Annotated in this window: 25 protein-coding genes and 2 pseudogenes; 16 read left to right on the top strand and 11 right to left on the bottom strand. The window is 62.2% G+C overall.

Annotated elements, in window-relative coordinates; translation table 11 throughout:
* Nucleotides 1–19: 19 nt before the first annotated feature.
* Nucleotides 20–1,831, top strand: a complete 1,812-nt coding sequence (gene ade / locus NLY44_RS09100) for an adenine deaminase (protein WP_023805277.1) — start codon at nt 20–22, stop codon at nt 1,829–1,831.
* 22 nt (nt 1,832–1,853) lie between these two features.
* Here ade and NLY44_RS09095 read toward each other — a convergent pair whose 3' ends face one another.
* The 3 genes from NLY44_RS09095 to NLY44_RS09085 form a co-directional block, all read right to left on the bottom strand.
* The gene (locus NLY44_RS09095; protein ID WP_023744838.1) at nt 1,854–3,017 is read right to left on the bottom strand and encodes an alpha/beta hydrolase; all 1,164 of its coding nucleotides are present in this window, start codon (nt 3,015–3,017) and stop codon (nt 1,854–1,856) included.
* A gap of 133 nt (nt 3,018–3,150) precedes the next feature.
* A complete protein-coding gene (locus NLY44_RS09090; protein WP_023805276.1) occupies nt 3,151–4,224 on the bottom strand; it encodes an alpha/beta hydrolase in 1,074 nt (357 codons plus the stop codon).
* Between the two features lie 146 nt (nt 4,225–4,370).
* Nucleotides 4,371–5,774 carry an aminopeptidase P family N-terminal domain-containing protein gene (locus tag NLY44_RS09085; RefSeq protein WP_023805275.1) on the bottom strand — a complete coding sequence of 468 codons (1,404 nt, stop codon included), beginning with the start codon at nt 5,772–5,774 and terminating at the stop codon, nt 4,371–4,373.
* 124 nt (nt 5,775–5,898) lie between these two features.
* Between NLY44_RS09085 and ilvA the strand changes: the two genes are divergently transcribed.
* From ilvA to NLY44_RS09070, 3 genes and pseudogenes are all read left to right on the top strand, one after another.
* Complete coding sequence (ilvA, locus tag NLY44_RS09080) at nt 5,899–7,155, top strand: threonine ammonia-lyase IlvA (protein ID WP_023805274.1); 1,257 nt, start codon at nt 5,899–5,901, stop codon at nt 7,153–7,155.
* Nucleotides 7,152–7,697, top strand: coding sequence for a DUF1697 domain-containing protein (locus NLY44_RS09075; RefSeq protein WP_023805273.1), 546 nt, complete (start codon nt 7,152–7,154; stop codon nt 7,695–7,697). Before ilvA ends, NLY44_RS09075 begins: the two co-directional genes overlap by 4 nt.
* Nucleotides 7,698–8,097: 400 nt before the next feature.
* Nucleotides 8,098–8,550: pseudogene (locus tag NLY44_RS09070) on the top strand (outer membrane protein); the annotation flags it as partial.
* 96 nt (nt 8,551–8,646) lie between these two features.
* On the opposite strand, the pseudogene NLY44_RS09065 reads toward NLY44_RS09070, so the two are convergent.
* Nucleotides 8,647–8,941: pseudogene (locus tag NLY44_RS09065) on the bottom strand (DUF2218 domain-containing protein).
* Nucleotides 8,942–9,074: 133 nt separating this feature from the next.
* Nucleotides 9,075–9,515: a VOC family protein gene (locus NLY44_RS09060; RefSeq protein ID WP_023805270.1), complete on the bottom strand. Its 441-nt coding sequence runs from the start codon at nt 9,513–9,515 to the stop codon at nt 9,075–9,077.
* A 307-nt stretch (nt 9,516–9,822) separates the two neighbouring features.
* Here NLY44_RS09060 and NLY44_RS09055 point away from each other — a divergent pair, with 307 nt between their 5' ends.
* From NLY44_RS09055 to NLY44_RS09030, 6 genes are all read left to right on the top strand, one after another.
* Nucleotides 9,823–10,464, top strand: a complete 642-nt coding sequence (locus NLY44_RS09055) for a cold-shock protein (protein ID WP_286457735.1) — start codon at nt 9,823–9,825, stop codon at nt 10,462–10,464.
* Between the two features lie 113 nt (nt 10,465–10,577).
* Nucleotides 10,578–11,150, top strand: a complete 573-nt coding sequence (locus NLY44_RS09050) for a DUF192 domain-containing protein (protein WP_023805269.1) — start codon at nt 10,578–10,580, stop codon at nt 11,148–11,150.
* Nucleotides 11,151–11,160: 10 nt separating this feature from the next.
* Nucleotides 11,161–11,928, top strand: a complete 768-nt coding sequence (locus NLY44_RS09045; RefSeq protein WP_023805268.1) for an alpha/beta fold hydrolase — start codon at nt 11,161–11,163, stop codon at nt 11,926–11,928.
* A gap of 57 nt (nt 11,929–11,985) precedes the next feature.
* Nucleotides 11,986–12,357, top strand: coding sequence for a hypothetical protein (locus tag NLY44_RS09040; protein WP_023695388.1), 372 nt, complete (start codon nt 11,986–11,988; stop codon nt 12,355–12,357).
* 70 nt (nt 12,358–12,427) lie between these two features.
* Nucleotides 12,428–12,742, top strand: coding sequence for a hypothetical protein (locus NLY44_RS09035; protein ID WP_023667509.1), 315 nt, complete (start codon nt 12,428–12,430; stop codon nt 12,740–12,742).
* Between the two features lie 39 nt (nt 12,743–12,781).
* Nucleotides 12,782–13,282 (top strand): GNAT family N-acetyltransferase, encoded by a 501-nt coding sequence (locus NLY44_RS09030; RefSeq protein WP_023667508.1) that lies wholly within the window; start codon nt 12,782–12,784, stop codon nt 13,280–13,282.
* Here NLY44_RS09030 and NLY44_RS09025 read toward each other — a convergent pair.
* Entirely contained in the window at nt 13,279–13,893 is a 615-nt protein-coding gene (locus NLY44_RS09025; protein WP_023805267.1) for an HD domain-containing protein, read from the bottom strand. The genes NLY44_RS09030 and NLY44_RS09025 overlap by 4 nt on opposite strands.
* Nucleotides 13,894–14,026: 133 nt before the next feature.
* Here NLY44_RS09025 and cysE point away from each other — a divergent pair, with 133 nt between their 5' ends.
* Nucleotides 14,027–14,875 carry a serine O-acetyltransferase gene (cysE, locus tag NLY44_RS09020; protein ID WP_023667506.1) on the top strand — a complete coding sequence of 283 codons (849 nt, stop codon included), beginning with the start codon at nt 14,027–14,029 and terminating at the stop codon, nt 14,873–14,875.
* A gap of 255 nt (nt 14,876–15,130) precedes the next feature.
* A complete protein-coding gene (locus NLY44_RS09015) occupies nt 15,131–15,334 on the top strand; it encodes a DUF3126 family protein (RefSeq protein ID WP_006200852.1) in 204 nt (67 codons plus the stop codon).
* 288 nt (nt 15,335–15,622) lie between these two features.
* Here NLY44_RS09015 and NLY44_RS09010 read toward each other — a convergent pair whose 3' ends face one another.
* Nucleotides 15,623–16,348: a hypothetical protein gene (locus tag NLY44_RS09010; protein WP_023805266.1), complete on the bottom strand. Its 726-nt coding sequence runs from the start codon at nt 16,346–16,348 to the stop codon at nt 15,623–15,625.
* Nucleotides 16,349–16,458: 110 nt separating this feature from the next.
* Here NLY44_RS09010 and NLY44_RS09005 point away from each other — a divergent pair, with 110 nt between their 5' ends.
* Nucleotides 16,459–16,827, top strand: a complete 369-nt coding sequence (locus tag NLY44_RS09005; RefSeq protein WP_023805265.1) for a DUF6949 family protein — start codon at nt 16,459–16,461, stop codon at nt 16,825–16,827.
* Between the two features lie 85 nt (nt 16,828–16,912).
* A complete protein-coding gene (locus tag NLY44_RS09000; protein WP_023805264.1) occupies nt 16,913–17,440 on the top strand; it encodes a gamma carbonic anhydrase family protein in 528 nt (175 codons plus the stop codon).
* 43 nt (nt 17,441–17,483) lie between these two features.
* Here the strand turns inward: NLY44_RS09000 and NLY44_RS08995 are convergent, their stop codons facing one another.
* Together NLY44_RS08995 and NLY44_RS08990 are read right to left on the bottom strand one after the other, a co-directional pair.
* Entirely contained in the window at nt 17,484–17,864 is a 381-nt protein-coding gene (locus NLY44_RS08995) for an ankyrin repeat domain-containing protein (RefSeq protein WP_286457733.1), read from the bottom strand.
* Nucleotides 17,861–17,983 carry a hypothetical protein gene (locus tag NLY44_RS08990; RefSeq protein ID WP_286457937.1) on the bottom strand — a complete coding sequence of 41 codons (123 nt, stop codon included), beginning with the start codon at nt 17,981–17,983 and terminating at the stop codon, nt 17,861–17,863. Before NLY44_RS08990 ends, NLY44_RS08995 begins: the two co-directional genes overlap by 4 nt.
* Nucleotides 17,984–18,215: 232 nt before the next feature.
* Here NLY44_RS08990 and NLY44_RS32935 point away from each other — a divergent pair, with 232 nt between their 5' ends.
* Complete coding sequence (locus tag NLY44_RS32935) at nt 18,216–18,497, top strand: HNH endonuclease (protein ID WP_032905114.1); 282 nt, start codon at nt 18,216–18,218, stop codon at nt 18,495–18,497.
* 83 nt (nt 18,498–18,580) lie between these two features.
* On the top strand, nt 18,581–19,240 hold the full coding sequence (locus NLY44_RS08985; protein ID WP_050587444.1) for a DUF2726 domain-containing protein: 660 nt from the start codon (nt 18,581–18,583) through the stop codon (nt 19,238–19,240).
* A 187-nt stretch (nt 19,241–19,427) separates the two neighbouring features.
* Here NLY44_RS08985 and NLY44_RS08980 read toward each other — a convergent pair whose 3' ends face one another.
* Nucleotides 19,428–20,036, bottom strand: a complete 609-nt coding sequence (locus NLY44_RS08980; protein ID WP_023681509.1) for a transglutaminase-like cysteine peptidase — start codon at nt 20,034–20,036, stop codon at nt 19,428–19,430.
* Between the two features lie 288 nt (nt 20,037–20,324).
* Nucleotides 20,325–20,942, bottom strand: a complete 618-nt coding sequence (locus NLY44_RS08975; RefSeq protein WP_023667501.1) for a PilZ domain-containing protein — start codon at nt 20,940–20,942, stop codon at nt 20,325–20,327.
* Nucleotides 20,943–20,951 lie beyond the last annotated feature (9 nt).

The raw sequence follows: 20,951 nt of genomic DNA, 5'->3' as shown, positions 1-20,951 counted from the left end.
GGGCAAACAGGAGTCTTTCATGGCCAAGCAACCGTCGGCGACGAAACCCAGGCCCTGGACCGAGATGGCGACGCATCTGGTCGACGTCGCGACGGGGCGCAAGCCTGCCGATCTCGTCATTCGCAACGGCCGCTGGGTGAACGTGCACTCCGGCGAAATCATAGCCGGCACCGACATCGCCGTTGCCGGCGGCCGCTTCGCCTATTGCGGGCCGAATGCCAGCCATGCCATCGGCCAGGGCACCAAGGTGGCCGATGCCGGCGGCCGCTATCTCGTGCCCGGCCTGTGCGACGCGCACATGCATGTCGAGAGCGGCATGGTGACGGTGACCGAGTTCTGCCGCGCTGTCATCCCGCACGGCACCACCTCCATGTTCATCGATCCGCACGAGATCGCCAATGTGCTGGGTCTGCCCGGCGTGCGGCTGATGCATGACGAGGCCGTTGCCATGCCGATCAACGTGCATGTCCAGATGCCGTCCTGCGTGCCGTCCGCGCCGGGGCTGGAGCATGCCGGGGCAGAACTGACGGTCGCCGATGTCGCGGAAGCGATGACCTGGGAAAACATCATCGGGCTCGGCGAAGTGATGAATTTTCCCGGTGTCGTCGCCAACGATCCGGTGATGTCGGGCGAGATTGCCGCCACGGTGCGAGCGGGAAAGACGGTTGGCGGCCACTATGCTTCGCGCGATCTCGGCCTGCCGTTCCATGGCTATGTCGCCGGCGGGCCGGAGGACGACCATGAAGGCACGCGCGCCGAGGACGCGATCGCCCGTGTGCGCCAGGGTATGAAGGCAATGCTGCGGCTGGGCTCGGCCTGGTACGATGTTGCCTCGCAGATTAAGGCGGTGACCGAGAGCGGGCTCGACCCGCGCAACTTCATCCTGTGCACCGACGACAGCCATTCCGGCACGCTGGTGCATGAAGGCCATATGGACCGGGTGGTGCGCCACGCCATCCAACAGGGATTGAAGCCGGTGACGGCGATCCAGATGGCGACGCTGAATACCGCCCAGCATTTCAAGCTGGAGCGCGAACTGGGCTCGATCGCGCCGGGACGGCTGGCCGATCTGCTGATCGTCTCCGATCTTGCCGCCATGACCATCGACGAGGTCTATGGCCGCGGTATCAGGCTGGCCAAGGGCGGCAAGCTCGAGATCGACATTCCGGCCTATGATTACCCCAAATCGGCGAAGAACACCGTCAAGCTCGGCAAGAAGCTGAAGCCAGGCGACTTCGACATTGCGGCGCCCAAGGGCGCCAACGAGGTGCGGGTGCGGGTCATCGGCGTGATCGAAAACCAGGCGCCGACGCGGGCGCTGGAGGCCGACCTGCCGGTCGAGGACGGGCTGGTCGCCATGGACCGCCGCAACGACATCTGCCAGATCGCGCTGGTCGAGCGCCACCGCGGCACCGGCGGCGTCACCAATGCCTTCGTCTCAGGCTTCGGCTATATGGGCGACTGCGCCATGGCGTCGAGCGTCGCACATGATGCCCACCACATCATCTGCGTCGGCACCAACAAGGAAGACATGGCGCTGGCCGTCAACCGGCTGGGCGAGGTCGGCGGGGGCGTGGTGCTGTTTTCGAAGGGCAAGGAGCTTGCGCTGGTCGAAATGCCGATCGCCGGGCTGATGTCGGACGAGCGGGCGGAAATCGTGGCGGCCAAGGCGGAGAAACTGACCGAGGCGATGCGCAAGATGGGCTGCTCGCTCAACAACGCCTACATGCAGCACTCGCTGCTGGCGCTGGTCGTCATCCCGGAACTCAGGATTTCCGATGTCGGCTTGATCGACGTGACGACGTTCCAGAAGGTAGGTTTGTTTATCTGAGATCAGCCCCGGTGCTTGGCTCTCATCCGCCGGTGGCGATGGTCAGCACCTTGAATGGCGTGGTGATGATGATCTCGGCGACGGATCCGACTGCCTTGCCGAGGCCTCGGCCGAGATTGTCGATCTGGCCCTGCGTGGGTTCGTCCGATGCCAGGCCGGCTGGAGCGCGCAGACGGTCGCCGAGCAATTGAACCAGGAACGGGTTGTCGGCGAATTTGGCGTGGTTCAGGCGGTCGCCGCCCTTGATCTGGCTGAGGTCGGCCACAACGACGCCGTAACTGGCAATGTCGGCGGCGTTGCCGTAGTCGCCGACGCGCGGCTTGTCGCCGGATAGCAGGCTGGACAGTCTCAGAGCACGGTCGTCGGCGGAAAGCAGGATGACGAACGGCCTGTCGGGCTTGCCGTAGCGGATCATCTGCTTCTTGAAGACGTCGACATCGATATCGGGCGATGCCAGGACGACACGGCCGAGCTTGCCGTCGAGATCGCGGTCGCCGGTGATGGCGAGCTGGCGCAGCGCTTCCATCGTCACCCAGGTTCCCATCGAATGCGCGATGATGTCGATGCTCTTGACCTTTGTCTTGGCGAGCATCCTGAGCGTCGCTTCGAGGTCGTCGCGCGCGGCGTTGGCGCTGTCCTTGTCGTAGATATAGCCCGTGGTCTTGCCGCTCGAAGCCCACGAAAACAAGATCGGCGTACCCGGATATTCGGTGTCGTGGGCGATCTGCGTCAGCCGGTAGACCCCATCGTCGAAGCCGTTGTTGAAGCCGTGGACGAAGACCAGCGCGCGGTCGCCATTCATGGTGATGTTGGCGCCGACGGCCTTGGCGAATTGCGAGGCGTCGCCATAGTGGACGACGTCGGTGGCGGTGAATTGCTTGGCCGGGTTCGAATTGGCCGAGCCCTTGGCGCGCTCGATGGCGCCGACCTGGTGGACCTTCGGCACGGTGACGTCGACGCGGGCGTAGCTGGTGGTCAGCGAGCGATCGCCATCGAACACCTGGCGTGGGTCCTTGGTCGCCTGCTTGCGGGTGGTGGCGACGAAGATTTCGTGGGTGGCCGCGATGTCGGAGGCAGGCACCGAAACCGTCGTCTCGTTCAACAGGTCATGGGTGTTCGGGCCGGCGCAGCCGGCGGCAGCGAGCGCGAACGCAAGGACCAGGACAGTCTTCCAACGCTCGTTCACGCGGGCTCCCGCTGGCGCATTGGCGCCGATTTCAATGTCGTAGAGGCAGAGACCGGCCCGGTCCAGTTGAAAGTGATCGGGCCGAGCGGCATTCGCGACCTCACGCGGCGACGGTCGCCGCAAGGCGACAGCCTTATTGTCCGAGCGCGCTGATACGGTCGGTCACCGTCTGGTCGCTGGCAAAGCCGTCATCCTCGCGCAGCCGCTGGCCGATCATCTTCACCAGTTCGGGATTGTCGGCGAATTTGGTGTGGTTGAAGCTGTCGCCTCCCTTGACCTTGGAGAGGTCGACCACCGTGACGCCATAAGCGGCGAGGTCGGCGGCATCCTTGTAGTCGCCGACGCGTGGCCGCGAGCCGGCGATCAGGCCTGAGAGCCGCAGCGCCCGGTCGTCGTCGGAGAGCAGCAGGATGAACGGCTTGTCCGGCTTGCCGTAGCGGCGCATCTGGCTCTTGAAGACGTCGACGTCGATGTCGGGAGAAGCCAGCACGACATCGCCGAGCTTGCCGCCGAGATCGCGGTCGCCGGTGATGGCCATCTGGCGAAGCGTTTCCATGGTCACCCAGGTTCCGAGCGAGTGGGCGACGATGTCGATGCGCCGCGCGCCGGACTGCTGCAGCATGCGCAATGTCACCTCCAGCTGATCGCGGGCGGCGCTGGCGCTTTCCTTGTCATAGACATAGTCGGTGGTTCTGGCGCCCGATGCCCAGGAAAACAGCACCGGCGTGCCGGGATAGCCGGAATCGTGGACGATCTGGGTCAGGCGGTAGACCGCGTCGTCGAAGCCGGTGTTGTAGCCATGCACGAAGACCATGACGCGGCCGCCGCGCGCGGCGATGTCGGCGTTGAGCGCGCTTGAGAATTGAGGCTGCGCATCGTAGCCGACGACCTCGGAAGCCATGAAGTATTTCGCCGGGTCGTTCGACTTGCCGCGCGAGCGGCGCTCGATCTGGCCGGTCTGGTGGACGCCGGGAACGGTGACGGTGACGCGGGCGTAGTTCAGCGTCGCCGAGCGTTCGCCGTCGAAAACTTTGTTGGGATCGGCGGATTTCTTGCGTGTGGTGGCAATGAAGATCGAGTGATTGCCCGAGATTTCGGTCACCGGCGTGGACATGACGGCGCTGCCGAGCAGTTCCTCGGTTTTGCGGCCGCCGCAGCCGGCGATCAACAGGGCAAGTGCAAGAATGCAAATTGTCTTCGAACGCACGTCAAAAATTCCAATCGAAAGATGAATTCACTTAGAATTCACTTTGAGGCCCAAAGGCCTGTCTACCCTCGGCCCGTCTACCCTCCGCGACACCTCCCGGACAGTGAGAGTGCGGCAGAAGTAAGTCGTGTCCAGCCGAAATGTGGTCAGCGTCGGGTCACGGTCATCGCACTGTTGCGCGAAAGCCAGAATGGCGGCAGGAACGCCGGAATGTTGGAGAAGGGCAATACCTCGGGTTTGAGCCTGATGCCCAGCACGTCGCGCATGAAGGCGCGGCGCGCCTCGATGCGGCGCCATGCCTCGGGATAGCGGGCCGCGATCTCCTCGCGCAGGGACTCATCGGCAAGCGCGATACCGTCTTCGATGTTGGTGGTGAAATAGCTGGTTCCGGTCGCCGGAATGATGTCGACCTGCAGCGCCATGCCCGATTGCAGCTTGGTGTCCGAGCCGGAAAACACCGGCGAATGCATCCATTCGTCGATATGGACGAGATGGCCGGGATTGAGCGAGACGCCGAAGAACGGGTCGCCTATGCGGTCATGCACGGCTTTCCAAAGCGCTCCGCCGGCAACGCCTATGCCGATGGTCTCGTACCAGTCGACGACGGCGGCGAAATAGGGCGCTACCAGCTGTTCGACATAGTCGCTTATCTCGCGCGGCAGTTCGGCCGCGCTCTCGACCAGGAAGCCGGCGCGGGCGTTGAGCGAGCCCTGGATGCCATAGGCCATGGTGACGGGATCGCCGCGCTTGATGATGTCGAGGCGCGGGCTAGGCAAGCCGTAGGGCGCACGCCTGCCGGCGGACAGCATCGGGTGGCAGCACAGGGGCAGGCCGTTGATCCCCATCAGCCGCGCGGCCTGCAATTCGCTCATGCCGGGCTCGATATTCCCAAGCACGTTGCGCAGGCCCTGCGAGGAAAAGGTCGCGGCGAATTCGAAGGACGCCAATTGGTCTGCCTCGTTGATGGCGCGTAGGCCGTCGGATGGGTTCATCAACAGGTTGGCGGCGTTGACCACCGCGCCTCTGTCGCCGGCCAGTGTGCGCAGCGTATCGGCGATGAAGGACGGCAGGTCGAGCGTCGTCTCGCCAAAGCCGCCATCGCCGGGCCCGAACGGCTTCCAGCCGATGGCGCCGATCTGCTGGCCGGCTTTCAGGCCGCAGGCGGCAAGTGTGTCGGCAAGCGAGGCGGAGCGGTCGCGTGGCTGCGCCGGCAGCGAGAAGGTCTGGTAGAGGACGCGCTCGTAAGGCCCGTCGCAGATTTCGGCATAGCCCCAACCCTCATTGCCGACGAGAAGTTTTGGCTGGCTGCCGGGAACGATGACCAGCAGCGTCTCCTCGAAACGCGGATCGTAACCACTGAGATAGGCGACATTGGCCGCGTGCTCGCGGTCGCCATAGACGGCAAAGGCGTCGAGCCCGGCCTCGGCGCCGCGCGCCAGCAGAGCCTCGATGCGCGCTTCGTAGGTCCGCCGCTGAACTAGCGGCATCACTGTTGGTTCGCCGAATTCAGGAAGGTCTACGGTCTTCAGGGCGACAGCCGAAACAGGCATGAAGATGGCTCCAATGGATTTCCTGCTGGCGCGTCAAAGCGGCCGCGCCGCATCGGTGGCTGCAAACGGCGAATTGTGCAATAGGCTTCGCCTTCGAACCATTCGATCCAGAGGTGACGGCGCCATGAACAGTTTCTCCTCCCGTGTCGCCACCGCCGCAGCCGCGATCCGCGAGATCTTTCCCGAAACGCCGCTGCAGGAAAACAACTATCTGTCGAAGAAGACGGGGGCTCGGGTGCTGTTGAAGCGCGAGGATCTTTCGCCGGTGCGCTCCTACAAGATCCGCGGCGCCTTCAACTTTTTCCGCAAGGCGCTTGCCGCCGGCAACGAGGCCGAGCTGTTCGTCTGCGCCTCGGCCGGCAACCATGCGCAGGGCTTTGCCTTCGTCTGCCGCCATTTCGGCAAGAAGGGCGTGGTCTTCATGCCGGTGACGACGCCGCAGCAAAAGATCGACAAGACGCGGCTGTTCGGCGGCGATTTCGTCGAGATCAGGCTGGTCGGCGACTTCTTCGACGACTGCTACCGCGCCGCCTTCGAATTCACCGAAAGTTCCGGCGCGCATATGGTGCCGCCCTTCGACCACAAGGATATTATCGAGGGGCAGGCGACGGTCGCCTATGAGATCGCCGACCAGATGCCAGGCGCGCGCATGCCCGACATCATCATGCTGCCGGTCGGCGGCGGTGGCCTGGCCGCGGGGGTGACGCACTATTTCGCCGATCAGCAACGTGACGCGCGCTACGTCTTTTGCGAACCGGCCGGTGCGCCGAGCCTGCATCAGAGCCTCGCCAGCGGCAAGCGCGTCCGGCTCGCCAATGTCGACAATTTCGTCGACGGCGCGGCGGTGGCCGAGATCGGCCGCGAGCCGTTGCGCCACCTCAAGGAGTTCGCCGCTCAGGCGGTGCGGCTGATCCCTGAGAACCGGCTCTGCGCCACCATGATCGAGATGCTCAACATCGAAGGTGTGGTGCTGGAGCCGGCCGGTGCCTTGGCGATCGACGCGTTGAAGGATTTTTCGCGCAGGGAAATCCGCGGCAAGACCATCGTCGCGGTGGTGTCGGGCGGCAATTTCGATTTCGAGCGGCTGCCCGACGTGAAGGAGCGGGCGCTGCGCTTCGAGGGGCTGAAGAAATATTTTATCATCCGCTTTCCGCAGCGGCCGGGCGCGCTGCGCGACTTCCTCGAACTGCTCGGTCCCGACGACGACATCGCGCGCTTCGAATATCTGAAGAAATCGGCGCGCAATTTCGGCTCTGTGCTTATTGGCATCGAAACCAAAGACCGGCGAAACTTCGATTTGCTGAGGGCGAATTTCGAGGCCGAGGGCGTGCACTATCAGGACATCACCGACAACGAGACCCTGGCCGGGTTCATCATATGAGCGGCACTGTCTTCGTCGCACTGTTTTCCGGCATCAATGTCGGCGGCAACCGCATCGTCCAGATGGCGGAGTTGCGGGCGTTATTCGAGGCGCTAGGCTTCACCGATGTCGCCAGTTATGTGCAGAGCGGCAATGTCGTGTTCCGGACCAAGAAGGGCGACACCGCCACGCTGGCGAAACAGATCGAAACGGCGTTCGAGAAAAAATGGGGCTTTCACTCGCGCATGCTGGTGCGCGATCTCGGCTGGCTCGAACGGCTGGTGAACGAAAACCCATATCCGGAGGTCGCCGGCGATTCGACCAAGCTCCATGCCTACACGCTGGAGCGCCAGCCGACGGCGGACGAGATCGCCAGGCTTGCCGAAAAATGCACCGGCCCGGAAAGCTTCGAGGTCAAGGGCGACGTGCTCTACCTCAATGCGCCGGACGGGCTCGGCAAATCGATGTTCGGCAATCTCATCCCGCGCACGTTGAAAGTGCCCGGCACCGCGCGCAACTGGCGCTCGGTGCTTGCGCTGCTGGAGATGGCGCGTTCGCTTTGAATCGCTTAGATCTGCATTGCGGTCGCGATGCTAATTAAGTCTCGGCTAAACAGTTGTTTTTCTGCAACAATTTTCGATTATCCGGCCTGGGCAGCTTAATGACTACTGCATGTCTGTGCTATGCTCCTTCCGACGCATTGGGGAGTTTCATGAAACGTCTGCTTCTCGCATCTACTTTCCTGATTTCGGCTTGCGGCGCGGCGTTCGCCGCCGACGTGATTGAGACCGTACCGGCAGGGTTTGTTTGGTCGGGTGGCTATGTCGGCATCAACGCCGGCTATGGCTGGGGACGCGGTGACGCGGTCGACCAGACGGATTCCTTCTTCATGAGGAGCTTGGTCAGACCCATGACGTCGATACCGACGGCTTCCTCGGCGGCGTTCAGGCCGGTTACAACTGGCAGTCCGGAGCATTTGTCTATGGCGTCGAAGCCGATCTGGGCTATCTCGGCCTCGACGGCGACAGGACTATCGTCGAAGAGCCGGACAATTTCGGATCGGCGAAACTGGGCGTCTATGGCGATCTGACGGCACGTCTGGGCTACGCCACCGACAGGCTGCTGATCTACGCCAAGGGCGGCGCGGCGGCGACTCACTACAAATTGAGTTATGGCGATACTTTCGATTTTGACGGGGTGCCCGACCCGGACAGCAGCGCATCGAGGAGCGGAGGCCGCTTCGGCTATACGATCGGTGGCGGTGTCGAATGGGCCTTCGCCGACAAATGGACCACGAAGCTGGAATACCAGTACTTCGACTTCGGTAAGGTCCGTTTGACAGATATCGAGGGCAACGACGCAAAGGTGAAGATCGACGCCCATACGATCAAGATCGGCCTGAACTACAAGTTCTGATCGATCCGTCGTTCCGACGGCGTCGCAACCAAGTGACGCCATAACGTCGCCCGGGGCTGGCAGCTTCCGGCGTTCGGCGTTGCGGCTGACAGCAGATCAGGTCGCCGGAGCCTGCTTCCACTCGAAAGTCAGTTCCTCGCGGAAGGCAAAGCGCTTGATGTGATCGGCAACAACGCTCTCCATGCGCTCCAGCGATCCACTTTCATCCGTCGACACCCGTGATATGCAGCGCTGCCGCATCGGCATCGAGAACCGTGCGGCCGAGCGACAGATCGATGGTGCCGTGGTTTGGATCGAACTCGACGGGAAATTTGTGCGCCCAGTGCTTGCACAGCTGCTGCAAATAGCGGCTGGCATATGCGGTGGTGACATCGGCACGGCTGGTCGGCATAAATGAATTCTCCTGGATGAGGCACTGGCTTTGTTTGGCTGGCGCGACAGGCAGGTAAATAGGTGCCGTTGCTCGAAATGGCAAAGGCGGCCGGCTTGTCGGCGCGGCCGCCTCGCTCAAGATGGCGTGATCGCTACCAGGTGCCGGTGTTCGGCATCGATGCCCACGGCTCGGCCTTGGGCTTGGCCAGGCCCTTCTGCAGCAGTTCGAAGGAGATGCCGTCCGGCGACTTGACGAAGGCCATGTTGCCGTCGCGCGGCGGCCGGTTGATGACGACGCCATTGTCCATCAGATGCTGACAGGTGGCGTAGATGTCGTCGACCTCATAGGCGAGGTGGCCGAAATTGCGTCCGCCCTTGTACTCCTCCGGGTCCCAATTGTAGGTCAGTTCGATCAGCGGCGCCTTCTCAGTGGTGCCGCTTTCTACATCCTCGGAGGCGGCGAGGAAGATCAGCGTGAAGCGGCCCTGCTCGTTTTCGTAGCGGCGCACTTCCTTAAGGCCGAGCTTGTTGCAGTAGAAATCGAGCGAGACATCGACGTCGGCGACACGGACCATTGTGTGGAGGTAGCGCATGGGATTTCCTCGGGGATGTTTGGGTTGCGAGGCAACATAAGGTCCACCCCGCCGAAGGGCAACGAGCATCGACTGAAAGTGGTCACCGGTTTTCGAAAAATCAGATTGCTCTGACAAAAGCGCCGGACACAAGTGGTTGCCGATTTCGGCGAAATCCCTTGCAAATTGCCGACCGGTTGACCGCCCTGATGGATCGTCATTGCTGTCGGCAGCGACGCCGGCAACAACAAGTCAGCTATTCCTGTATTCAACCGTGAAAAAAGGCACGGCAGGTCTTGCACACCCCGGAAGCGGCGGTGTTAATCTAATGTCAAGAATCACTTGCGGTTTTCTTGAAAAAAGGGGGCGTTCTTATGGGGATAAGGCCTCTTTCACGAGGCGGGATGAGAACCTTGACGACGCCCTGAAGAGTGACAGTGGCGGCGATAGCGCCGACCTTGTCGAAATCGCCGGCGCCATCAAATGGTTCGACGTGGCCAAGGGCTACGGTTTCATACTGCCCGATGACGGTTCTTCGGGCGACATCCTCCTCCATGTCACCTGCCTTCGAAAGGACGGTTTTCAGACGGCATTGGAGGGCGCGCGTGTCGTGTGCCTTGTCAAGCATGGCGACCGTGGTTTGCAGGCTTTCCGGGTGCTGTCCATGGACACCACCACCGCGGTCCATCCGGCCGAGATGCAGGAACAGCGCACCCATGTGGCGGTGACGCCGGAAAGCGGGCTCGAGCGGGCGCTGGTTAAGTGGTTCAACCGCACCAAGGGCTTCGGCTTTCTGACGCGCGGGGAGGGCACCGAGGATATCTTCGTCCATATGGAGACGCTGCGCCGCTATGGCATCACCGAGCTCAGGCCCGGACAGGTCGTGCTGGTGCGTTTCGGACGCGGTGACAAGGGCCTCATGGCTGCCGAGATTCACCCCGATATGGGCACCTTGCCGGTCGCGCATTAGGACGCGAGCCTTCCTGAGGAAGTCAGGACGGCTCTTTTCTTGGTTTCACCACGATCTTATCCGAATACCTGAGACCACTTTTAGGGATCATGGTCTTTGGTCGAGGATTTCCAATGGCGTACAGGAACTGGCTGACAGCGGGCGCGCTCTGCGTCATTGTTGCGGTAGCCGCAGGCGCTTACTTCTATTCCGGGCAGCCGACCGCATCCCAGCAGACGATCGCCGGCGGTCAGGCGATGATCCTTCCCGTCGATCCGACACCCTTGGTCGTGGCGACGAAAGGCGGCGATAAATCCTTTTCGATCGAAGTCGCCGACACCGACTCGGAACGCGAGGCCGGCCTGATGTATCGCCAGGATATGGCCGACAATCATGGCATGCTGTTCGTCTTCGAGATGCAGAAGCAGGTCGGCTTCTGGATGCACAACACGCCGATGCCGCTCGACCTGATCTTTGTTGGACAGGACGGCAAGGTCCGGGCCGTCAAGCACGGCACTCCATTGTCCGATGCAGTCATCTCGCCGGGTGTGCCAGTGCGCTTCGTGCTGGAGCTCAAGGCCGGCACCGCCGCCAAAAACGGCATCGACCATGGCGATCTGCTGCGCCATCCGGCCGTCGGCACGGTGTCCGGCCCCGGCATGCCGCCATCGGACAACGGCAACGCGCCCACGCCCGGCGCCGGCTGAGCCGCTCCCGATGCAATTCTTCTCCCATGACGGGTTCGACTTCGCCTTCCTCGACCGCCGGCCGGCGTCGGGGGCGGGCGATCCGGTGCTGATGATCCACGGCTTTGCCTCCAGCCACTATGTCAACTGGGTATCGCCCGGCTGGTTCAAGACGCTGAACGATGCCGGCTATCGCGCCATCGCCTTCGACAATCGCGGCCACGGCTCGTCGTCGAAAAGCTATGACGAGGCCGACTACACCCCGGCCAAAATGGCTTCGGACGCGGCGGCCCTGCTCGACCATCTCGGCATCGGCCGCGCGCATGTCATGGGCTATTCGATGGGCGCGCGCATTTCGGCGTTCCTGGCGCTGTCGGATCCGGACAAGGTGGCGACGCTGGTCTTCGGCGGGCTCGGGATCGGCATGGTCGACGGGGTCGGCGACTGGGATCCGATCGCCGAGGCGCTGCTGGCCGACGATCCGGCCGCCACCAGCCATCCGCGCGGTCGCTCCTTTCGCGCCTTTGCCGATCAGACGCGCAGCGACCGCCGGGCATTGGCTGCCTGCATCGCCACGTCGCGCGAACTGCTCAGCGAACACGACATGACGCGCATCGCCCAACCGACGCTGATTGCGGTCGGGACGACAGACGATATCGGCGGCTCGCCCGACGAGCTCGCCGCGCTGATGCCGAATGCCAAGTCATTTCACATCGACGGCCGCGACCATATGCTGGCTGTGGGCGACAAGATTTTCAAGCAGCGGGTTTTGGAGTTTTATGCCGAAAATCCGCTTTAACCGGTAAGCGATTTTTCGGGCGAAATGGATTGGGCGGCCGGCGAGGGGTGGCAAACAATGGCTCAATGGGGAAGAAGCGCCGACGCTCTGCCGGGCGCCGTCGTGACAAGCATGTTCGGCAAGCGTTCCGTCATCCTGGCGCTGCTCGCCTTCGGTGCCGGTGTGATAGCGCTGACCACAATGGTGGCGCTGCCGGCCCACGCATCCGAGCGTGCCCAGAACATCGCCACGGCTTTCTTCATGGCGGTTTTCCTGCTGGCAGGGCCGTTGGCGCATATTGCCGGATTGATTTTCGGGCTGATGGCGCTGGTGCGTTCGAACGATAGCCGCGTGCTTGGGGTCGTCGGCATCCTGCTCAACGGCGGCTCCCTGGCGGTTGGCTTCCTGCTGCTTGTGGCAATGGCATCGACGATCGGCGCTTTCACCTGATCGGGGACGAGTAATGGCCGGATGGGGAAGAAGCACGATAGCAATGCCCGGCGTGGCGGGGCGGAGCAGCTTGGGCAAACGCTCGGTGATCCTGGCCCTGCTGGCGTTCGCAATGGATTTTGCGGCGGTGGTCACGCTGGCGTTGATGCCAGGCGAGGCGTCGCTGGCCGCTCAAAACGTCCTCGGCGGGGTTTTTCTGCTGGTGTTTCTCGTTGCGGCGCCGCTGGCGCACATCACCGGCGTGGTTTTTGGCTTGATGGCACTGGGACGTTCAAACGACAATCGTGTCCTCGGCATCGTCGGTATCATCCTCAACGGGCTGTCGTTGGTGATCGGCCTGTTCTTTGTTTGGGCGGCCACCAAGTCCGTTGGCGCCTTCAGGTGATCGATCTTCGTCTGGCTTGCAGCCGGAGGCGGTGCCGCTTTGGTTGACCTTCTCGTCACCTATATGGACATGCGCGAACCCAATTCGGCGCCGGCTTTCGACTGCCCGCTATCGGGCGCCACGGTGGCGCGTGAAACACTTGATGTGGCCGACTATATCAGCCTCTACCACGCGGTCGGCGAGCCCGTGCAATGGGACCAGCGGCTGCGCATGCCGGCGGAAGACCTCGAGCGCCTGCTGGCGCTGCCCTCGACACATATCCACGTGCTGCGCGTCGAGGGCGTGGCCGCTGGCCTGTGCGAATTCAACGGCGTCGGCCAGCCTGAGGTCGAGCTGGTTCATTTCGGGCTGATCCCCGTCTTCCACCGCCGCAGGCTTGGGCCATTCCTGCTCGACCAGGCGCTTCGCGCCGTCTGGTTGCATGCGCCGCAAAGGGTCTGGCTTCACACCGACACCTTCGATCACCCTGGCGCGCAAGCGGTTTACCGGCGCGCCGGTTTCAAAGCCTATGCGCAGCGCATTGAGACCTTTCCGGATTAGGGTTTGAGCGTTTCGAGCGACCGCGCCATGTTTTGCCTGGCCTGGGGCTCGAACCTCTGGCGGAATTCCTGCGAGTGAAAAATATGCTGGCGCGCGAGGAAAGTCTTGAGAATCACGCCGCGGCCGGCGCGCCACATCGGCTCCTCGACCCAGCCATATTCGCGTCGGACCGCTTGTTCATAGGCGTCGAAAGCGCCGGGTGACGCACCCAGGATCGCCAGGTCCATGTCGAGGAAAAGCGCTGCGTCGCGGAGGGCGTTCTCATCGGCGAGGCCCCGTGGTTGAAGGCTGGGCAGTTCATGCGTGGCGGTGGCGACGATCATCGCCGCGATGCGGCCGAGGCGCTCCGGATTGGTGCGGGCGCCAAGTTTGTCCTGCGCCAGTGCCGCACTCCTGGCCTCGTTGTCCTTGGCGCGGCTGTCATATATGGCGTCGTGGAACCAGATTGCGGCTTCGACGGCGCCGGAATCATGCAGCGATGCTCGATATTCGTCCGCCAGCGCCAGCAACGCCTCGATATGGGCGAGGTTGTGATAGTGGCGATCCGGAGCTTGATAGAGCGCGGAGAGCGCGCGTTTCAGCGGAGCGTCGATCAAGGGTTCGTTTTCCATGGCGGCTTGAATTTCCGTGAACCAAATCCATTTCACCGAGCACTAAGGAAAATTGAGTTCAATCGTGCTATGATCTGGCTTATATGTGCCGCCGGAGAATAGGCAAGCGGCCAGGACGCAGGACAAGACGTCGATGAACAGCATCAGCATTTCCCGCCCCACAATGGTCCAGCCGGTCGATCCGATCTGGCGTTCGGTCCGCGACGAGGCGATGGAAGCGGTCAACCGCGACCCGCTTCTGGCGGCGTTCCTCTATTCGACCATCCTCAACCAGGAGAGCCTGGAGGAAGCTGTCATCCATCGGCTCGCCGAGCGGCTCGCGCATCAGGACATCGGCTCCGACCTCATCCGCCAGACGTTCAAGTCGATGCTGGCCGACGACAAGGAATGGTCGTCGATCGTGCGTGTCGACATCCAGGCCTATTACGACCGCGATCCGGCCTGCGACCGCTTCATCATGCCGGTGCTCTATTTCAAAGGTTTCCATGCGATCCAGACGCACAGGCTGGCACATTGGCTGTGGAATCAGGGCCGCAAGGATTTCGCGCTCTATCTGCAGAGCCGCTCGTCCTCGGTGTTCCAGACCGACATCAACCCGGCCGCCCGCATCGGCAAGGGCATCTTCATCGACCACGCCACCGGCCTCGTCGTGGGCGAGACGGCGGTGATCGAGGACGATGTGTCGATCCTGCACGGCGTGACGCTGGGCGGCACGGGCAAGGCCGGCGGCGACCGCCACCCCAAGATCCGTTACGGCGTACTGATCGGCGCCGGCGCCAAGATTCTCGGCAATATCGAGATCGGCCATTGCTCGAAGATCGCGGCAGGCTCGGTCGTGCTGTCGCCGGTGCCGCACAACAAGACGGTTGCCGGCGTACCGGCCCGCGTCGTCGGCGAGACCGGCTGCGACCAGCCTTCGCGGCAGATGGACCAGCTTTTGCCGTCGCAGTCGATGGACCAGGTCGTCAGCTTCGACATCTGATTTGCAACACCCGGCGTGCCGGACTGAGTCCGGTTGCCGGCGCCGTTGCCTCTGGAGCATGATGCCGAAAAGTGTGAAGCGGTTTTCGGACGACATCATGCTCTACCTCCTTGATTTAGAGGCGGATTTGGATTCGACCTGAAATCATCCGGCTCCAGGGTTCGCGTTCTATCCAACCGGCTTGCCTTTACATCGCCATTGTCGACGTGCCAGAAGCGCGTTCCAACGAGCAAGCCCGACGATCGGAGAAGACTTTTGAAGCCGGACGAAATCAGAAAGCTGGACGCCTATTTCAAGCGCGTCTTCCAGAATCCCAAACTCGAGGTGAAGGCGCGGCCGCGCAAGGAAGATTCGGCCGAGGTCTATGTCGGCGACGAGTTCCTCGGCATCGTCTTCAAGGACGAGGACGACGGCGACTATAATTTCTCGATGGCGATCCTCGACATCGATCTGGCCTGATCGCGGAACTGGGGATCGGAGTTGCCTATCTCCAACGAAGTGGGGAGATGAAGAGCAAGCCTCGGCGATCCTTCCCACCCCCCTCTGTCCTGCCGGACATCTCCCCGCAAGGGGGGAGATCGGCAGTTCCTCGGCTCTTCTTCTGCAACCTCGATAATTGGCGAAAGCAGTGATGGGGGCGTAATCTCCCCCCTTGCGAGGGAGATGTCCGGCAGGACAGAGGGGGGTGCTGTCCCGCCAACGTTCGTAAACTTCTGCGCCGCTTCGCTTCGCCCGAACAGAGGCAGGCTAGCGCCCCGTCTTCAGGACGCGCGTGGCCTCGGCGACGATAGCGGCGTCAAGCGCCGGCCAGTTGCCCAGCAACTCCCGGGGAAAGCGGTAGGTCAGGCTGAGGCTGTCGCCGACCTGGATGTCGCGCTCGCAGGGCGCCAGCGATTCCTCAGCGCTCGGTCCGCTCAGGCAGCGGGCGACGAACGGGTCCTTGCCGGCCCGGCCGGCGACCGCGAGCACCTCGTTGAGATAGCCTGATTTTTCCGTAAAACCGTAAATCGTCGTGCCGCCGGGGCCGGGCGCGCCGGGCTGGCTGATGAGCGCGCTATAGATCGGCGCGAAACGGCCGCTCATGTCGCGCGACATCATCTGCGGTTCAAACGACAGGAAGATGATGTTTTTGGCGGCCCCCGTGTGGTTGAAATCGTCGCGGGCGGCTTCGCTGTAGCCGTCCATCTGGGGATAGCGCAGATAGAGGTCGAGGCGCGAAGCGATGCCGTCGCGCCGCGCCTGCAGGAAGCGGATGGCGTTGGCCGGCACGGCAATGACATTGTTGCCGATCACTACCCTGTGGACCGTGATGTCGTCGGTGTAGCCGGCCATGGCGATCGAGCGGCCGAACCATTTTCCGCCAAGGCTGATCGCCAGCGACAGCAGCGCCAGTGCGGCAAAAGCATAGAACACCCGCTTCATCAGCACGGAATCGACGACGTTGAACTCTTCTGCGGTCGCTGCCTGCTTCATCGCAATCCCCATAGTCGCCGCCCTCTGTCCCTGGGCGGCACACATGCCGCGGCATGGCTCTTGCTGCGCTGGACGCGACTGTGCGATTTCATGGTAAACGGAAGGTAAAGATGAGCCTGCTGCTACCCGTTCTCTTCGCTTTTGCCGTCGGGCTCACCGCCTGCGGGCTCGCTGGGTCCGTGATGGTACTGGCGGCGGGCCGCCGGCTTGCCTTTGCCGAGCCTTATGTGTCGCCGGCGTACATCCTGCGCTCGCTGGCCACGACCGCTTGCGCCGGGCCGTTCATGCTCGCCAACGATGCGCTCGATGCGCGGCGCGAAGGCCGCATTTCCACGCTCATGCTGATGTCCTGCGGCTGCACGGTGATCGCCTGGGCGCTGGTGCTGGGCATCGTGCTGATCGCCATTGCCTCCTGGGGCATCAACTCTCCTGGTGCGCTTCTGCTTTTGGTGGAATCGCTGGCGCGGTATTTGCCTTGAGGCAAATGCGGGAGAAAACCGGCACGCGGTTTTCCTCGGATTGTTCTAGGGTTTGTCCCGGCCTGCGACGAATCGGAGACTGCAAATGCCGACCTACGCAATCGACGGAAAAGCGCCCCGTTTCGAGGATGCCGACAGCAACTGGATCGCGCCCGATGCGACGTTGATCGGCGACATCAGCGTCGGCCGCAATGCCGGCTTCTGGTTTGGCGTGGTCATCCGCGGCGACAACGAGGCGATCATCATCGGCGCCGACAGCAATGTCCAGGAACACACGGTGATGCACACCGATCCCGGTTTTTCCCTGACGATCGGGCAGGGCTGCACGATCGGCCACCGCGCCTTGCTGCATGGCTGCACGATCGGCGACAACAGCCTGATCGGCATGGGCGTCATAGTCCTCAACGGCGCCAGGATCGGCAAGAATTGCCTGGTCGGCGCCGGCGCGCTGGTCACCGAAGGCAAGGAGTTCCCCGACAATTGCCTGATCGTCGGCTCGCCCGCGCGGGTGATCAGGACGCTGGACGACGCCGCGGTCGCCAGGCTGCGCGCCTCGGCCGCGCACTACGTCGCGAACGGCAAGCGCTTCAAGGCGGGGCTGAAAGAGACGTAAGGCCAGCCGGCCAATCTTGTCCCGACGGTTCATTGCGCCCAACTCACTGTCCGTCGGAGCCGCGCCCGGCCATCGCATCGCGCAACAATGAAGCGCCGTCCTCAAAGCCGGCATTGTCGGCTTCCTTGAGGGCTGTCGTATAGTCATCAATGCGGGTTTCGAGTGCCGGGTCGGCACCCACCGCCAAAAGCAGGCGGATCGCATCGACACTGCGGATGGCCACAGCATAGTGAAGCGGCGTCCAGTCGTTCACGCCCCGCATGTCGGGGTCGGCGCCACCGTTGACCAGCACCTGGGCGATTTCCAGTCTGTCGGTTCGGTCGGTGGACAGAGCAGCAATGATTGCCGGAAACCCGCCATGATCCGGATAATTCGGATTCGACCGGCATCGAGCAAGGTCAAGATGAACCCGACGGGGCTTCAATAGATCGCATACTCCAGCGGGTGCCCGAGGCCGATCTCGAACGGCATGTGCTCGTCGAACCAGCGGGGCGTGCCGCAATGCCACGCCGAGCCCCGCGAAATCGCCGGTCTTGAAGGCACCGTCGATCGCCTCGAACAGGCGATGGCGCTCGCAGTGATCTTCGGGGATTTCCAACATCGCCGCGATCCAGAAGGCGAAACTAACGGCCTATAGTGCCTCGATCTCCTGCGTGGAAAGGCGGTCGTTAGATGCGCTTGGCGGGGGCGATAGGGAGGTGTCGACTGTGCACGGTCCCTTACAAGAGACGGATTGACGTTTGGCCGCTGCCATAGTTCCCTGTTGCGGGGGGATATGACGGATCTAAGAAACCTTCAGTATCGTGCGTGGGTGCGCCGACATTTGGCTAAGAGCCAAGGCGGGAAATGTTGCTATTGCAAGCGCCAGTTCACGAAGAGCGGCTCGACCCGTTTCACCATTGAACACAAGAAAGCTCGAATGGACGGCGGCTCTGACGATCTGAGCAACCTTGCAGCCGCTTGCTTCCATTGCAATCAACATCGCGGCCTACAAAAGAACCGTGCCCGGCAAAAAGCGCAGCGACAAGTTCAAACTGACCCCACTACCCAAAATTGACATCGCTGCCCCTTGGCCGCTTATTGTTGCAACTGGAACTAGGCCGTCAATGAATAATCTAGTCGTGGAGGTAGCTTACTTGCATGCCACCGGATTACGTTGAGCTAATCGCGAAACCTCTTCTGCCAACCGCTATTTTCCTTGCGGGCGTTTTCGCTGGCATGGCCCTAGAGCGTTTCGTGTCAAGAATTCGAAGGCAGGCATGGAGGAAGAGAAACCGCTGGCGGTGGGCGAGAGAGCGCAGTAGTGGTGACATCCTTAGTGGCCTGTGGACCGCCTCGAAGCCTGTTTCCGCGCCACCGAAACCAATTGATCCAGCTGACCAGTTGCGAATTGTCATGGATGCGAACTTCACCGTTCAACCGCTTCTCAACAAGAGTGAAGCGCGCGTCTTCAAGGAACTCGACCGTATGGTTATTGGCTGTAATCCAGCATGGCAGGTTATGGCACAAGTGTCTTTGGGGGAGATCCTGCGCAGCAAGGACGCGGACGCCTACAGCTGTATCAACTCGAAACGCGTTGACCTCCTCCTTGTGGACGAGAATTGTTTGCCTCGACATGCCTTGGAATACCAAGGTCACGCGCATCATCAGGGTTCGGCTGCGGCGCGTGATGCGGTTAAGAGGGAAGCCTTGCGAATAGCGGGTATCAGTTACCACGAGATCGTCGGTGGCCACACTACACCTTCCGAACTCAAGCGGCTGGTTGAGAAACTCGTGGACAAGCCCCTAGCAGCTCAATAGCTGGCCTGTGCCAGCTTCGGGAGCTTGGCTGATCTTCTAGCCATCCTCCAGAAATGGTGGAGCCGGCCCGGGACGGGGCCGGCTCCTTAAAACCCGGTCGTTGGGGACGGGGAGGGTGGGGACTCGACCGGGCTTTCTCGTTAGGCACGTCGCATTATTCGATGTGCTTGACCTCTGTGATGGCGTCCTAGCGGACGCTGGCAACCGCGTCGGCGCGACCGTCATTGATCGTCACCCACACGCCGGAATTCTGGTCGGACTGGCGCTTCAGGTATGTATAGTCGGTGTCGGTCCAGGACAGCACCTTGGACTCCAGATTGTCGAGGATGAACTCGCCGAGGCTGGTGCGCACGGTCAGCACCGCATGGCCGTCGCCATTTTGTTGGCGCGCCACGGTCATCAAGAGATTGCCGGCGGGAACGCCGAGCGCCATCAATTCGCGGCGCTTCTCCAGCGCATAGTCCTCGCAGTCGCCGAAGCCGCTGTCGGGATAGGACCAGACCTCTTCCTTACCCCACATTTCCATATCGGTGCGCGGCACGATCCGGGTGTTGACCGAATTGTTGACGTCGACGATCGCCGCCCACAGCTTGCGGGTCAGTTCGACCGGTGCCTGCTTCGGCGTGCGCTGAGCGCACTCCTGCGGCAGCTTCTGGCAGAATTCGTAGTGACCGACCGGCTGTGTCGTGCGGCCGCCAGTGTGCATGTAGGCCGGTCCTGCTGCTTGCGCCGTTCCCCAAGCGGAAAGCTGCATCGCCATTGCCAAGAGCAACAGCTTGCCCCAAATCTTCGCCATTGGTCAGTCTCCCCGTTTGAGGAGACAATGACAGCGCTGGATTTATTTGACGCAAAAACCCGAAGTAGACATTGAGTAAAAGCTCAATAGAATACGCGTAAAATTTGACCTATTTTAAAATAAAATCGTTCAGGTCTCGGCGTAAAAGCGCGGTGTCGGGGCGCGGATTTCCGGGTGGAGCCGTGGATTTGCTGCGTGCCGCTACAAGCTGGAGAGGCAGGCGGAACGCCGGCAACAAAAAACCGGCCGCGCAGGGCCGGTTCGTTTTTGCTGCCTGTTGCCGATCGTTCAGGCGCGCGGGGCGTTGAACTCGGAATCGAGCGTTTCCGGGCGCTGGATGACGGCGAATTCGATGGCGACGCCATCCTCGAAATGACGCACCACCTGGCCACGCATGGTGCCCAGCATCACCTGGATGCCGAGCGCCGGCTTGACGTCGATCTCGACCGCCGCGCCCGACAGCGACAGGTCGATGATGCGGCACTGATACTGGCGCCCGTCGGTGAGCTGCAGCACGCTTGTCGGATTGCGCGGCGCCACGCGTTCGTGGCGGCGGTCTTCCGGCAGGTCGAGTTCATGCTTGTTGGCGAGCCAGGTCAACTGCGCGGCAAGCTTGTCCTTCTTGCGATCCGAAGCAATGACGGTCATGGCGAAGCCGTCCTGCGAGGTGCGCGTCACCACGCCCTCGATGCGGCCGATATGATCGATATAGGCAATGATTTTTTCGCCCGGCATGCCGACGCGCTCGGTGCGCAACGCGACATTGCCCGGCGACATATCGACGACCTGGCAGGGGTGCTCGGTGCGGTCCTCCAGCATGAAGCGCCCGTAGATCTTGACCCGGACGCGCTGAAAATTACGCCTTTCGGCGCGGGACGGTGCGTATTCGACCGCCGCTGACCTCATGACTGCCTA

It is taken from the genome of Mesorhizobium sp. C089B, from assembly GCF_030323125.1.
Taxonomy (GTDB): Bacteria; Pseudomonadota; Alphaproteobacteria; order Rhizobiales; family Rhizobiaceae; genus Mesorhizobium.
The sequence above is the reverse complement of the archived record's forward strand: the minus strand, read 5'-3'. Positions and strand labels throughout refer to the sequence as shown.